This is a genomic window from Halobacteriovorax sp. RT-2-6 (assembly GCF_047085025.1).
GTDB lineage: Bacteria > Bdellovibrionota > Bacteriovoracia > Bacteriovoracales > Bacteriovoracaceae > Halobacteriovorax_A.
The window spans coordinates 1,602,466-1,616,212 of sequence record NZ_JBKIYH010000001.1 but is presented as its reverse complement, the minus strand read 5'-3'; the positions used below and the strand labels follow the sequence as shown (position 1 = coordinate 1,616,212).

Sequence of the window (13,747 nt, the reverse complement as noted above, 5' to 3'; positions counted from 1 at the left end):
GGCTCTGGGAGAGGGAATTGGTGGTTTTTGTTCTTTATTTTAAATATAGGTTTGTTTTGTAAGTATTCGATTTTATATTATGGAGGTTTCAGTTGTTTTGGAGCACTAAAAGTGATCATTTTTGTTTTTTATCACTTTCTTTGATTAAATTTTTTTTAAAAAAATAGAGAGCAAGTATATTAGAAATAATTTCTCTTATTTGTTTTTACTTATAAAGTGCCTATTTAAAAATTAAGATATCAAAATTGAAGATAGTAAGTATTTTACCAAGAATTTTGTGCGTATTAGTGTAGAGTTGGTGACCCCGCTTTGCGGCCGTCGTGGCCTCGCGGGGGACCCTCATCGTTAGGGCCACCCACTACTTTGTCGTTTACGGCCAAAACTTTCCCGAGCGTAGTGTCACATCCGGCTGTGGCAAGGAATAATGTGTAATGGAAAATGATTGAACAATATTTCTGTGTTCTAAAAGTAAAACAGAACACTTTGTTCTAAAACCTGTTGTTGTTCTATTGTTTATCTGCAAAAATCTTCTTATGCAAAACGAGATAATTGAAAGACTTTCAAATGAATTTGCAAATGCAAGGGCAAAGAATCCATCTTATTCGCTGAGGGCTTATGCTAATCGGTTAGGCATTCAAGTTTCAGCTTTATCTGAGATATTGAATGGAAAAAGAGCCATTACAATAAAGATGGGACAAAAAATTTTGTCTGGTCTTGGAGTTAATCCTATCGAGTCGGAGAAAATATTATCAGGTTCGAAAGATAAAGAAGAATCTAATTTATCATTGGACTATTTTAAGGCCATTTCTGATTGGTATTACTTTGCGATTCTATCTTTGGCCGAAATTCCAAATTTTAAAGCACAGCCTGAATGGATATCCAAGAGATTAAATATTTCACGGAGAGAAGCAAAGTTCGCTCTAGATAGGCTTATAAAACTTGAAATGTTAGTGGAAAACAAAGATGGAAGCTTTGAAGCATCAGGCATCCAATATAAAACACCTACAGATATCTTAAATGTTTCACTAAAGAATCATACAGTTCAAACTCTAGAACTCGCTATGAATTCCGTTCTCAATGATCCAATTGAAGAGAGGGATTTTTCAACTGTTACTATGGCCATCGACCCCTCTAAAATCGATGAAGCAAAAAAGATGATTAAGTCGTTTAGAAAACGATTGTCTAAGAAACTGGAAACTGGAAGTAAAAAAGAAGTTTATAAATTGTCAGTTCAATTATTCCCTTTAAGTAGGAAGCGTAAGGAGATCGAAAATGAATAGAAAGATTTTATTATTATTTTTGTCTATTATCACATCAGGAGCGGTGTATGCAGGGCATGAGACAGGAAATGGTGGAGATGGAATACTGTGCACTAAGACAGATGGAAAGACCTATGTGCAATTCTATGACCTATACGAGGCTAAAGCTGTTTATGGATTAAATATTGATCTTGGTGCTGAGACATTAAGTGTTGAAAAAAAAGTTGAGCTAGCATTAAATCGACTTAATGATATTAATCCGAGTCGAAAAAAGTTGTATCAAAATTGGTTTGATTTATTTTTTTCTGAAACCGAATTTACTTCAGATAACTTAATTGATGTTCCAGATACTATTGATGGCCGAATACCTCCCTCTTGTTCTTTGGAGCAAGTTATTGTTCAGAGGACTCCAAGGTTTCCAGGACAAAAAAGGTATACCATAGATAAAAAATTATGGGACTTAATGGATAATACCTCTAAGGCTTCAGCAATCTTGCACGAGCTAATTCTTCGAGAAGCTGTAAACATTTCTGGTCACACAAACTCAATTTCTGCGAGGTATTTAAACGCTCGTTTGAGTACGAATAGTATCTCATCCCAATCACTGCGAGATTACGTTGAGTTAATTAAGTCAATTGACTTTCGTCACTTCGATGCACATGGGGTAACTTTCTCGCTCTTTTCATGGAGGAACGGTACTAGAAGAGAAAATGGTTTTACATTTTATAATGATTCCAAGTTAAAAAGTGGGTATGCAGAGTCTTACAAAGAAAATCAAAAAATAAAGATTGGGAGTAATGAGATAGACTTTCCTGCTCAGACGATCTCATTCTACAAGAACTCACAGATAAAGGAAGTGGGAGACTTTTCTGTAAATAACCCATTGAAGTTTAAATTAAATGATCTTGGTTTGGTAATACTGAATGGAGACATTTTGAGAGTTGTATTTAATGAAAATGGTAACTTAAAAAATATTGATACAGATGGTGAAGTAAATTTAAATTTATCCTCAACGAATCTAATATGTTCTGGAAAAAGAAAAATAAAGCTAGAAGTCTCTATGGGGAACGTCGTTGATTTCACTTGCTCATCTTCTTCTGACTGGGCCGGCGGGCTCTTATTTTTTCAAAACAAATGGAACCCCGTTAACTCATTTAGCTTAAAGACAAACCTTGGTTTTAAAAAAATAAATTTTGGAGAAGCTAGAGATCTTGAGTTTAATGGCATTTCATTTGAAACCTTAAGCGAAGTTATTTTTCACGAGGATGAGATTGCAAAGTTAGTGATAACGGAGTCTGCTATAAATGTAGGCTTAGCAGACAGATCGTTTGAGTTTACCGGGCAAATAGAGTTCAATGATTTAGGTAATTTAATAAGTGGACGCATTGATAGCATGGAAACTGTTCTACAAGGGAAGGAAATTGTTTTGGATGGTGAAATTAAGTTTCATGATAACGGTAAAATAGCGTCAGCTATCCATGAAAACTTTGGTTCATTTAACTTCAAGATGGTGGATGGCCGAACAATCAATTGGAAACCATATTACAGATTTTGTCTTAATGAGAATGAGAATTTTATTGAAGGTTGTTACTAGGTATGTAGAGTTGGTGACCCCGCTTTGCGGCCATCGTGGCAAAGTGATGTTGTATGCGGAGGGGCTCCTCCTCATGCTTTCGCATCACGCTCAAGCAATCGTCGCCGACTCACTCGCTTCCGCTGGCCGTCCGGGCCAGCTCTTCGCTATCGCGCGCTCGTTCGCTTCTCGCCTCATCGTTTTCATAGCTTTTGATTTCAGGAATAAAAAAAGCCTTCGCAAAGGAAGGCTTTTTTAAATGGGGTGACCGATGGGGCTCGAACCCACGACAACCAGAATCACAATCTGGCGCTCTACCAACTGAACTACGGTCACCATAAGAATGTGGAATTATTTATAAATGCTTGGGCCTTATGAGTCAACAGTTAATTGCATAATGTGTAAGGTTTGTGCGAAGCGTCCTAGGAATATCTTGCATATAAATGCTCCAAGGCATTAAAATGATTAGTGAAGTTACCAAAAAACTAGGAAGGATATATGAAAAAGGTATTTCTATCATTAATGATGCTTTCACAAGCTTCAATTTTTGCTTATGGGATTGGTCAATCAACGATGCCAATGCTTAGCGGAAGCAAGCAAATTGCAACGGAACTTACTGGAATTACGTCTGATAAGGGCGGAATGGGTATGCAAGTTCGTTACACTCAAAAACTAGATGAAAAATTAATTGTAGACGGTGGGATTGGTATCTCAGGTGGTGAGCGTTCACAAAGACTATTTGTTGGTGCTGACTATGAAATCTATCCAGATTATATGCAACAACCAAGAGTTTCTGTGAAAGGGATTTTAGAGCGTTCAACTGAGTTTGACCAAGGGATTACAAAAATCTCGATGGCACCAACTATCACTAAGGGATTCTCTTTCTGGGGTAAAGAAGCTTATCCATATGCTTCACTACCAGTAGGGCTTTCACTAAATGGTGACACTAAAACTTACGATACAACAATCAGTCTTAACACTGGTATCAACGGACAACTTCCAATCGAAGGTTTTAAACACCTTAATGGAACAATGGAAGTTCAAGTTGGACTTAAAGATTCATTCACAGCATTCCTTGCTGGTGTATCGTTTCCACTATAATATCTTCCAGAAATTATATATAACTAAGAAGGCGGCCTAGTGCCGCCTTTTTAATTAAGAGGACTATCCAATGACAAAAATTATTCTCTCAGATTTCGACGGAACACTTACTCATCACACAGAAATGAGTAGTGAGCTTTTCGATATTTTAAAAATAGCAGATGAGAAGAAAGTCCCTTTTGTCATTGTTACAGGCCGCTCAATTTCTTGGGCACACTTTTTAATCACTCACTTTACTTCACTTCCAATTGTTATCTCTGAGGGTGGGGGAGCAATTAGCTGGCGTGATAAAGCAGGACTTATTCAAAATGAATTTCTTGTTCCTGAAAGTGAGTTAGCAAAACTTGAAGCCTTTTGTATAAAGCTTAAAGAAAAATATCCTAACCTTTATTTAACAAGTGACTCTCTAGGACGAGTTGCTGATCGTGCAATTGAGCTTTGTGATCTTGAAGATGAGAAGTTTAAAAATGAAATCTGCCACCTTATGGATGAAGAGGGGATTAACTACTCAACGTCTAATGTGCACTTAAACTTTTGGTGTGGAAATCTTTCAAAAGCAAATGCAACGAAAGTACTCTTTAATAAGTTCTATCCAAATTTAAATATGGCCGAAGATGCTATCTATTTTGGAGATAGCCTTAATGATCAATCAATGTTTGATAAAGTAAAAACATCAATTGGTGTTTCAAATATTAAATCAGTTCTCGATAAGCTTGCAGTTAAGCCTCACGTAATTCTTGAAGGAAGCGAGAATGCAGGGCCTAGCGGGGTTTTAAACTACCTGAAAAATAATCTCTAGCAGCGTCTTTTACTGTTGATTCAATTTCTCCAACTGGAGTTGTAAATCTCTCACTAATAAGTGGAATGAAATCTTTTGGCAGTGAAGAAATATACATGCGATCTTCACCCTTATAGTGAAGCTTGAGTCCTATGGCATGAAGACAGTGGCGATTGTGCTCCATTTGATCATATTCTTCTGGGCTCGCTAAATTGTCCTTAAATCTTTGAAACATTTCAAATGAGCCAAGGTAGAGCTTATCGCCAACTAGTGGAAGTCCTCTAAGCATAGCGTGAACTCTAATCTGATGTTGGCGTCCTGTTTGAGGGAAGGCCAAGCCAATAACATAGTCGCCTTCCTTAAATAAAACCTTAAAGTCTGTGTAGGCGTGTTTACCTTCATGGGAATCAACAGGGTAAGAGTCGATATAGACACGCTTTAAACCTTCTTCACCAGCGCCAAGTCGCTCATCTGAATAGAACTCGATTTCGCCGTTGTAGTCTTCATTTGCCTTGGCGATAAAGAAGTAACACTTCTTTACGCGATCGTGGATAAACTCTTCACCCATTAAGTTGGCTATCTGGGGCTCTTTTCCTAACATCATAACCCCTGATGTTTCACGATCAAGCCTGTGAATAGAGTGAATGGTTTTTTCATACTTCTCTTCAAACATAACAGTTGCACAGTAGAAGAGGTGGCGACCAGTAGGGTGGCAGGCCATATAAGGAGGCTTATTCATAACAATAAGCTCTTTGTCTTCAAAGATAATCTCTGGTTTCTCGTCTAACTCAATTAATTCACCACGCCAGTACTCATCTTCTTGAGTTGTTCTTTCGATTCTAAAGAAGATTCTTTCTTTGTAGTGGAGAGTTGTTGAAGGACGATGTTTTCCAGGGCGGCCAATGATTTGAACATCGCCTGCCTTGATACGTTTCTTTACTTCTTGACGTGACCAAGTCTCAAGATAGATTTGCATATATTGATCAAGTCTCATACCATGCTGAGTTTCCTCAACATAGTAAGTGACTTCATATACTTGTGTTGTAAATTTCTTATTGAGAATGGCCATAATCTAATAAAGTACTAATATCTTTCTTTAATTAGATACTTTATTAGCGCAAATGATCCGTTCTGTGAATAACCATAAGTTGTATTAAGATTATCAATAATTTGTTGAATTTCTTTCTTAATATCTTCCTTTAAAGGAATGTGGCCTTGAACATCCTTGCCACTTTTTTCAGCTTCAAAGAAGACTAAGTTCTTAGAAATATTCTTAATGACCTTCTCTTGCTCTTGTCTAAAAGATTCTTTAAGACGGTCAACAACCTCAGGAAAGATCTTTATATAATCTACTTTCTGTCCTGGGTTATCTAACGACCATGCCCCAAGTTTAGAGATTAAGTGTGAACGGAAAGTTGAAGGGTCTTCTTTTAAAGAAATATTGTTTTCAAATTCTTTAATTTGGTAAGCATCGCCTTCCTCATATTTTCCAGTCACTTCATTCTTTATCTTTTCACCCTTAATAAGTGCGTTGATATTTTGAATATACTTCTTTAGGTACTCTTCGTATGAACGATCATCGACAAGTCCAAGACATCCTCTTAGCTGACGATCAAATTGATCTAGACAGTCTTCATTAATAAGTTGGATGAACTTTTCTGGATTATGGTAGTCACCATGGGCAGACATGTTTAAGAAGTCATACTCAGACTTTTTGTTGATAATTCTTCTGAAATACTCAAGGACTTCAATGAAAGTAATATCTTTATTTAAGTCCGCAAGGCGATAAATCATATTCTTGATATCACGAGGAGATATACCAAACTTACCTTCATAGAGATTATCGAATTCAAACTCAGATTCAACCTTTCCAATATTGTGTTTTAGAAGCTGTGCTTCTTCAACATTAAGGTGGGCTGGAAGTTGGCGGTCACTTGAGTAAAGCGCGCATTTCTCAAGTGGATTAAGAGTTGTCACAATTGCAGATAATTTTTTGTTGTCTTCATAGTGTTTACTCATACAAGAGCGAATTCTCGTCATAACTGAGAATTTTGCAATGGCAGAAAGTGAGCCAGGTTCAAATCGAGTACGATCCTTAATGCTATCAATTTGCTTCTTATAAATATCCATCTCACACTTATAGTCCAGTAGGTAAGGAACGCGAATAAATGTAAAACGTCCTTTAAATGAATTAAAATCTGGATGTTGTTTAAATGCTGTTAAATGAACTTCGTTAGATGTTCCAATAAAGAAAATATCAAGCTCAGTTAGAATTCCACCAAGATTAATTGAACCAGATTCCATTGTCATAAGTAGATATTTAAAAGTATCAAGTGGTCTCTTTAAAAGATCTGAGTATTCTAGGATTCCACGATTTGCATGAATTGTTTCACCTGACATTTGAAATAGGTTCAGTGATTGTAGAGAAGGTGGCAGTGATGCAAGTCTTTGATCCATTGTAATCTGTTGCATTTTTGCATCAACATGTAATTGAGGCTCAATTGTAACGGCACTACGAGAATAGCGACGAGAAACTGTATAGCGCTCAACACGGATATGTTTTAATACTTCTTCGTGTTTACCCTTGTAGTTTTTTAAGAGTGCATCGTAGATCATACGATTTCTTTTCGAAAGATCACCGCGCACAAGGTACGATTTTTCAATTTCTTCTAGTTTCTCTGGTTGGTCGTTAAAAGCTGAGTGAATAATATCTTTTCTTACTTCTTTTGGAATGAGAAGAAGTGGATGATCCTTAAGCTCCGAAGCGAGAATTGCTGAGATATCTTTATCTTCTAATAAAGCATAAGAATTTAAATTTACCGAAGAATGAGTTTGGTTAAGCCCAAGGTTTCCCTTAATGACAGTATTGATTGGGAATATCCAGCTAAAAGTGTAAAGAGCACCTTCATCAGTTTTAGAGTAATCTTCAGCACCTTTCATAAGGCGTTTTACAAGTGAGCTCTTAGATGAACCATTTGGCCCTACTAGTAAAATAAATTTATTATTGAAACCTTCTTCAGCAAAATTTCTTAACTGCTCAATTATTTTTTCTTCAATTTTATATTGACCAAAAACTGCAGGAGCATCTTGATCATCTTTTTGAAAAACATTGAGGTGTCCGTGATCATCGCGTCCAAAATAGTCCACCATGTCTTGAAGATAGGCCGAAGTTGGTCTTAATTCCCTGTCTGGAAATTTTTTGAAGAGCTCGTAGTAGTCAAAAAATGACATTGTCTCATTTCCGTTAACTTCTAAATCATTTAAACTATCTAACCAATCCATAATCTTCCTTTGAAACCTTTTAACATAGGGGATTTCTAGTTATAATTTTACCATTGATTGGGTGTTACATATAAGTGAGAAATGTTTAAAAAAATAATCTTTACTTCCATTCTTATTCTGAGTGTTGGACTCGGGTATTGGCTTTTCACGAAGAAAAGCTCTGGCCCTAAGCTTTCAAATGAAGAAATTATCGAAATTGTTAAAACATTAAAGTTTGAATGGGAGAACGCACACCTCGATAAAGAGGGAATGTGTAAGAAGCTTAGCTATGTAGATGACCAGTATTACCAATGTTTTCCAGAGTATATGGCCTGTTTACTGGAAAAGAAGCTTGTCAATGTCCATATTAATAAGAAATTAGTACCAATTACGCTGAAGGGTAACTACAGCTACCATCAGATGCCTAGCTACCGCTACTATGATTATACAGTTAAGGCCGATGGCTTTGATGAAGAACTTAAACTTAGCTTTGTCGACAGTTGTCAGGAAGTCTATGTTCCTCAAAGATATTATCCGTTCTTGGCCAATAAAAGAGATGTAACTATTTCGTGGGATAACTTCAATCGCAATATTTTTGTTGATAAATACCATGTGCAAAATTGGGAAGTTCTAAATTGGGCAAAGATCTCTAAAGATAAAGTTGCTCAAGAAGCGGCAAAGAAAATACAGGATAGAAATAAGTACTCTTATGCTTACGGGCTTTCAATTGATGAGATGGATGCTTATTGTTCTTTTCAAGGGAAATCAATTTTAAGTGCCCGTGTCTTTGATGCTATATCAATTCATCCAGAAGATCTAAATGATACGACAACAAAGTACTTAAGAGCGCCTTTTTACCCATGGGAAAGAAAGAATACCAAAACTCTAATTAATAAAATTCAGCGCATGAAAGAATTTCATATTGACGAAATAACTAAAGAAGAAAGAATTAAACTTTGTAAAAAAGATTATTCTAGTGAGTGTCTGGATCAGAATTATATCCAAAAAAATAGTCACAATGTTTCATGGGCCGGTGTTTATGAAATTTTTGGCGGCCCACTTGAATACTTAAGAAATATTATTCATCCAAGTGAAAATATAAAATTGGCTTCATTTTATTTTAGTTGGCATCAAAAAGCTCATCAGACCGGAATGCGTGGATATTGGGATGGAGAGGGATTTGGCATTAATAATATTGCTTTTGATCCTTTTGTTTCTAACGAGATAGGATCAGATTATAAAATCGCTTTTCGTTGTATGAGGACACTATAATGAAGTTTATAATGGGTTTATTACTTCTATTAAATTTCATTTCTTGCAACCAAAAGAATTTCATTTTGGAAGAAGAGTTGGCCTTTACTAATAACTTTCAAATTAATGAACTCTATCAGGGAAGTAAAGGGGTTTATGAACCGAAGAATACATGGCTTCTTCTATTTACCTTTAATGACTATTGCTACTTTTATAAAACACCATTTAATAAATCTCTAGGCGAGTACCGAGTTACTAAGAGATCCTCGGGGAAATGTAGCTTTAATGATGATGCAATTCTTTCTAAAGAAGGAATTAGTGATTTTAAGATGAATCTTCATGTACAGGATAAGATAAAGCTTAATCTTATAATTGATGGGGAGAGTGTAAACTATCCTCTTCTAAATCATACTGTTTCTAAAAAGTTTTCTCCATTTAACAATCAACTTAAGAAATCATATTTTGATAATGTATTTGTAAATGGTGGTTTGGATTATTTAAAATCTAAAACTTTAAAAAGTGGAACTCTTTGTCACGGTGTGAATATCGAGTGTAAGGATGTGGTGAAGTATAAGTGTGATCTTTGTGAGGAAGGCAGTTACGAAGTCGTCGACTTTAATTGTGCACAAGGTGGCAGTAAATTTTGTGGAAAGGATAAGTGTGGAACAAAGAATCAACCAGCTTGCCCTCGTGGTTATAAGGTTTTAGATACGAAGTTTCCTTCTCTTTGTTTTAATGGATCTCCGGCAGGTTTTTGCTCTCCTGGACTTAGTACATTCTGTAATGATGAGGGGATTCTTATTTGCTTATAAGATCTCTTTACCAAAAACTGTAGCAGGTTTTAGCTTAATACGAGATTTTCTTACTTTCTTGATACTATCAATATCTTCTGGGTCAATATAGCAGCTATCTACGGCTTGATAAAAATGAGAACATACCCTAATTTGTTCAGCCTTCACTTCTTTTGTCTTTTTGTTAAAGCTTACAAGTGTGATAAATTCACCATGACCTATATTTGAAATAATTGGATAGCCCGATACTTGCATATATGGTTCAAAACTATTTCCAGTGAAAATTAAGTCAAAGGTATCTGGGGGTAAGCGTTTAAGAATAGTCTCTGTTGCTTGCTTATCAAGTGAACAATTCTTAAATTTATAATCGATCTTATCGCTACACTCTGTATGTGAGTGAAGAAGTGCAATATTAAGGTCAGTTTTACCCTTTAGTGCCTTTTTGATTTCAATTACACGAGCAACAACATCATCAAAAAGGATCCCTTCTAGGCCATCTTCTTTTTTTAACTTTGGCTTATATGGCGTCAATCCAATAATTCCAACCTTAATTCCACCAACTTCTTTAACGACATACTCTTGATTACCATATTGATTAAATGCTGAATTTGTATCTAGTGAAATAAGATTAGAATTTACAAATGGAAGCTCACGAGGAAGAAGGTTATTTTTAAAATTAATTAATTCATGATCAGATAAGAGAATCGCATCATAATTGAAATTGGCCAATTGATTTAGGATCAACTCGCCAGCAAGGTCATACTCTTTTTCTAAAATCTGTCCACCATCAATCAGAACAAGATTACTAAGCTTTTCTTTTAATGCAGAAATGAACTTATAAAGTAGTGCATCTCCACCAAATTCAATTTTAGAAGAAACAATAAGTTCGTCACTGTGTGATTCAACTTTTGAATTTAAACTAGAAGTGTAAGCGAAGTAGATTGTGTCTGAGTCTTTTTTTGAGAGAAAGCTTTTGTCGGCTTTCATATAACTATACTTTCGAGAGTTATCACTACATGAAGTGATAACTCCGATAAGTATCAATATAGGTATTAGTAATTTGTTTTTTTTCAAGTTCTAGTAGCTTCTAATTTTAGATAGTTTTTCATATGCAATTGTAAGTGCATTTTCAATTCTATCATAGAGGGCCGGATCGTTACATAGCCCTAAAGAAATTCTCACTACGCCGCGACCAATATCGTCAGCTACTCCCATGGCCTTAAGAACTTTAGATGTCTGAGGATTATTGTCAGAACATGCTGATGAAGTTGTTACATAAATACCTTCCGACTCAAGCTCCATTTGAACTGCTTGTCCGTGGATACCTGGATATGAAAGATATGTTGTTGAAGAAAGTCTTGGAGCTTCTTCACCAATGATAACAACTTGTGGAAACTTAGCTTTAATATTCTTTTCAAATTCTTCACGTTTGCTATTAATAGCTTCGTGTTTTTGTAGGTTATTCATTGAATATGTAAGCGCTACTGCAAGAGTTTCGTTACCTAAGTAGTTTTGTGTTCCACCACGTAGGCCTTTTTCTTGACCACCACCAATGATAAGAGGCTTTAATGTTGTAGGATCTTTAGCTACGAGAATACCAGAGCCTGTCATTCCGCCAATTTTGTGTCCAGCGATCACTGCATAATCAATACCTGACTCTTCAAAGTTAAAACAAGTTTTACCTACAAATTGAGTTGTATCACAAAGGTAAGGTACGCCTTGTTCTTGGCAGATTTTTGCAATGTCGTTATATGGCTGGATAACACCAGTTTCATTATTAGCGGCCATTACTGCAACAAGAGCAGTATTGTCATCGATATGATTAATGAGGTCTTCAATATCTGCGATACCATTTGGTTTCGTTTGAAGTGTGTATACTTCACAACCAAAGTTATCTGCATAGAATTGAGCATTATTGCTTACCGCTGAATGCTCAATACCCGAGATGATGATTTTCTTTTTTGGGTTATTTAACAAAACAGATTGGAAAACAGTTGAGATACCTTCAGTTGAGCCTGAGTTAAAAACTAGTTGGCTCATATGCGCACCTAAAAGCTTTGCGCATACTGAACGAGCATTCTCCATTGCAACTTTTACGCGAGCGCCGACGTGGTGAGTAGCATTTGGGTTAGCAAATGGCCCCTTGTTAAGTCGGTTGATAATATACTCCTTAACTTCATTACAAATTGGAGCACTACCATTGTAATCCGCGTAAATTTCTTGCATGTTGTCCCTCTTCCTTAATCTTGTGTATTAAACCTATTACTTACTCAGCTCAAGCATCTTATTAAGTGCTTTTAATGAGTACTCTTTTGTTTTTTCATCTACTTTAATTATATTTATAGGTTTATTTTCCTTAATTGCTCTAAAGCTGGCAAGTAGCCAACGAGGTCTTACTCGATACATTGTTGTACACAAACACTGGTAAGGTGACAGGGAAGTGATTTCTTTGTCTGGAAAATCATTTGCTAGTCTGTTAACCAAGTTGATTTCTGTTCCAACGGCAAATTTAGAACCAGCTGGTGCATCTTTAATCTTATTAATGATGTATGCAGTTGATCCATTGTCATGAGCTGCTTGTACAACATCAAAGTTACACTCAGGGTGTACGATAACAGTTGTATCAGGTTTATCTTTTTTAATTTGTTCAACTTGAGCTGCAGTAAAGCCTTGGTGAACAGAGCAGAATCCGTACCAAAGAATTACTTTTGCATTATCGATTTGTTCTGCTGTTAATCCACCATTAAGCATATTTGGGTTGTAAACAACCATATCTTCTAGTGGAATCCCTAGATCAAAACAAGTATTGCGTCCTAAGTGTTGGTCAGGGAAGAATAGTAGTTTTTGTCCCTGAGTAAAGGACCACTTGATAATGTTGTGTGCATTTGATGAAGTACAAATTGTTCCATCGTTCTCGCCAACAAATGACTTAAGAGTTGCTGCACAGTTGATATAAGTAATTGGGATGATCTTATCATTAGTTGATCTTTGCATGAATGCCCATGCTTTATCGATCTCTTCACGATTTGCCATATCGGCCATCGAGCATCCAGCTTGCATGTCGGGAAGGATTACGTGTTGATCTTCATTCGTTAGCATATCTGCTGTTTCTGCCATGAAGTGAACGCCACAGAAAATAATATAAGGCTTGTCTAAAACGGCTGCATCTTGTGCTAGCTTTAGTGAGTCACCTTTATAGTCTGCAAATTCAATAACGTCGTCTTGCTGATAGTGATGTCCAAGAACCACAACTTGATCTTTAAGTTCTTCTTTGATCTTTCTTAACTCAACTAGTACTTCTTCATCAGATAACTCTTCTTGAGAAATTATCGGACGGTGAACTTCTTCTTTACCGAATAGATCTAACATTTTTCTTCCTTCTCGATTTTAAGATTAATTATTTGATTGGGTAACCGCTTTCGTCCCAAGCAAGAATTCCGCCTTCAAGGTTGTAAAGGTCCTCAAATCCTTCTTCTAGTAGAAATTGACAAGCAGTTAAGCTTCTCTTTCCACTGCGGCATTGAACAACGATCTTCTTTGATTTGTCAGTTAGGTGATTACCAAATTGATTTGCAAAATCAGAAAGAGGAATAAAGATAGCACCATCAATATGGCCAGCATCCCACTCATCTTGTTCGCGACAATCAACTAAAACTAGGTCTGTATTCTTGTCCATTAAATCTTTTAATTCACCAACTTCCATAAAGTTAATCATTGTGTCATCTCCTTATAT

General features: G+C 36.1%; 12 protein-coding genes and 1 tRNA gene. 6 read left to right on the top strand and 7 right to left on the bottom strand.

All coding sequences use genetic code 11. The annotated features are described in order from the left end of the window. Nucleotides 1-533 precede the first annotated feature (533 nt). Together ACMAYS_RS07600 and ACMAYS_RS07595 are read left to right on the top strand one after the other, a co-directional pair. Nucleotides 534-1,280, top strand: a complete 747-nt coding sequence (locus ACMAYS_RS07600) for a TIGR02147 family protein (protein ID WP_412463037.1) — start codon at nt 534-536, stop codon at nt 1,278-1,280. Then, the gene (locus ACMAYS_RS07595; RefSeq protein ID WP_412463036.1) at nt 1,273-2,853 is read left to right on the top strand and encodes a hypothetical protein; all 1,581 of its coding nucleotides are present in this window, start codon (nt 1,273-1,275) and stop codon (nt 2,851-2,853) included. The genes ACMAYS_RS07600 and ACMAYS_RS07595 overlap by 8 nt, the downstream gene beginning before the upstream one ends. 239 nt (nt 2,854-3,092) lie before the next feature. On the opposite strand, the gene ACMAYS_RS07590 is transcribed toward ACMAYS_RS07595, so the two are convergent. After that, a tRNA-His gene (locus ACMAYS_RS07590) sits at nt 3,093-3,168 on the bottom strand. Nucleotides 3,169-3,330: 162 nt separating this feature from the next. Here ACMAYS_RS07590 and ACMAYS_RS07585 point away from each other — a divergent pair. Beyond that, on the top strand, nt 3,331-3,933 hold the full coding sequence (locus tag ACMAYS_RS07585) for a hypothetical protein (RefSeq protein WP_103218817.1): 603 nt from the start codon (nt 3,331-3,333) through the stop codon (nt 3,931-3,933). A gap of 70 nt (nt 3,934-4,003) precedes the next feature. Continuing rightward, on the top strand, nt 4,004-4,732 hold the full coding sequence (locus tag ACMAYS_RS07580; protein WP_412463035.1) for an HAD family hydrolase: 729 nt from the start codon (nt 4,004-4,006) through the stop codon (nt 4,730-4,732). Here the strand turns inward: ACMAYS_RS07580 and ACMAYS_RS07575 are convergent. Continuing rightward, complete coding sequence (locus ACMAYS_RS07575) at nt 4,695-5,780, bottom strand: RluA family pseudouridine synthase (RefSeq protein ID WP_392990671.1); 1,086 nt, start codon at nt 5,778-5,780, stop codon at nt 4,695-4,697. The two genes, ACMAYS_RS07580 and ACMAYS_RS07575, sit on opposite strands and share 38 nt — an antisense overlap. A gap of 14 nt (nt 5,781-5,794) precedes the next feature. Next, nucleotides 5,795-7,993: a hypothetical protein gene (locus ACMAYS_RS07570; protein ID WP_103218820.1), complete on the bottom strand. Its 2,199-nt coding sequence runs from the start codon at nt 7,991-7,993 to the stop codon at nt 5,795-5,797. 81 nt (nt 7,994-8,074) lie between these two features. Here ACMAYS_RS07570 and ACMAYS_RS07565 point away from each other — a divergent pair, with 81 nt between their 5' ends. After that, nucleotides 8,075-9,244: a hypothetical protein gene (locus tag ACMAYS_RS07565; protein ID WP_392990673.1), complete on the top strand. Its 1,170-nt coding sequence runs from the start codon at nt 8,075-8,077 to the stop codon at nt 9,242-9,244. Then, nucleotides 9,244-10,035, top strand: a complete 792-nt coding sequence (locus ACMAYS_RS07560) for a hypothetical protein (RefSeq protein WP_412463034.1) — start codon at nt 9,244-9,246, stop codon at nt 10,033-10,035. Before ACMAYS_RS07565 ends, ACMAYS_RS07560 begins: the two co-directional genes overlap by 1 nt. On the opposite strand, the gene ACMAYS_RS07555 is transcribed toward ACMAYS_RS07560, so the two are convergent. From ACMAYS_RS07555 to ACMAYS_RS07540, 4 genes are all read right to left on the bottom strand, one after another. Next, nucleotides 10,030-11,001 carry a hypothetical protein gene (locus tag ACMAYS_RS07555; RefSeq protein ID WP_412463033.1) on the bottom strand — a complete coding sequence of 324 codons (972 nt, stop codon included), beginning with the start codon at nt 10,999-11,001 and terminating at the stop codon, nt 10,030-10,032. The genes ACMAYS_RS07560 and ACMAYS_RS07555 overlap by 6 nt on opposite strands. A gap of 90 nt (nt 11,002-11,091) precedes the next feature. Next, nucleotides 11,092-12,240 carry a cysteine desulfurase family protein gene (locus ACMAYS_RS07550; RefSeq protein WP_103218824.1) on the bottom strand — a complete coding sequence of 383 codons (1,149 nt, stop codon included), beginning with the start codon at nt 12,238-12,240 and terminating at the stop codon, nt 11,092-11,094. 36 nt (nt 12,241-12,276) lie between these two features. Then, on the bottom strand, nt 12,277-13,383 hold the full coding sequence (gene nadA, locus ACMAYS_RS07545; protein WP_103218825.1) for a quinolinate synthase NadA: 1,107 nt from the start codon (nt 13,381-13,383) through the stop codon (nt 12,277-12,279). 28 nt (nt 13,384-13,411) lie between these two features. Continuing rightward, on the bottom strand, nt 13,412-13,729 hold the full coding sequence (locus ACMAYS_RS07540) for a rhodanese-like domain-containing protein (RefSeq protein ID WP_103218826.1): 318 nt from the start codon (nt 13,727-13,729) through the stop codon (nt 13,412-13,414). Between the last annotated feature and the right edge of the window lie 18 nt (nt 13,730-13,747).

Bases quoted from the DNA above. Each gene is read 5' to 3' on its own strand.
- ACMAYS_RS07560 (WP_412463034.1), top strand. From the start codon at position 9,244: ATGAAGTTTATAATGGGTTTATTACTTCTATTAAATTTCATTTCTTGC.
- ACMAYS_RS07555 (WP_412463033.1), bottom strand. From the start codon at position 11,001: ATGAAAGCCGACAAAAGCTTTCTCTCAAAAAAAGACTCAGACACAATC.
- ACMAYS_RS07595 (WP_412463036.1), top strand. From the start codon at position 1,273: ATGAATAGAAAGATTTTATTATTATTTTTGTCTATTATCACATCAGGA.
- nadA (WP_103218825.1), bottom strand. From the start codon at position 13,383: ATGTTAGATCTATTCGGTAAAGAAGAAGTTCACCGTCCGATAATTTCT.
- ACMAYS_RS07575 (WP_392990671.1), bottom strand. From the start codon at position 5,780: ATGGCCATTCTCAATAAGAAATTTACAACACAAGTATATGAAGTCACT.
- ACMAYS_RS07585 (WP_103218817.1), top strand. From the start codon at position 3,331: ATGAAAAAGGTATTTCTATCATTAATGATGCTTTCACAAGCTTCAATT.
- ACMAYS_RS07570 (WP_103218820.1), bottom strand. From the start codon at position 7,993: ATGGATTGGTTAGATAGTTTAAATGATTTAGAAGTTAACGGAAATGAG.
- ACMAYS_RS07540 (WP_103218826.1), bottom strand. From the start codon at position 13,729: ATGATTAACTTTATGGAAGTTGGTGAATTAAAAGATTTAATGGACAAG.
- ACMAYS_RS07600 (WP_412463037.1), top strand. From the start codon at position 534: ATGCAAAACGAGATAATTGAAAGACTTTCAAATGAATTTGCAAATGCA.
- ACMAYS_RS07550 (WP_103218824.1), bottom strand. From the start codon at position 12,240: ATGCAAGAAATTTACGCGGATTACAATGGTAGTGCTCCAATTTGTAAT.
- ACMAYS_RS07565 (WP_392990673.1), top strand. From the start codon at position 8,075: ATGTTTAAAAAAATAATCTTTACTTCCATTCTTATTCTGAGTGTTGGA.
- ACMAYS_RS07580 (WP_412463035.1), top strand. From the start codon at position 4,004: ATGACAAAAATTATTCTCTCAGATTTCGACGGAACACTTACTCATCAC.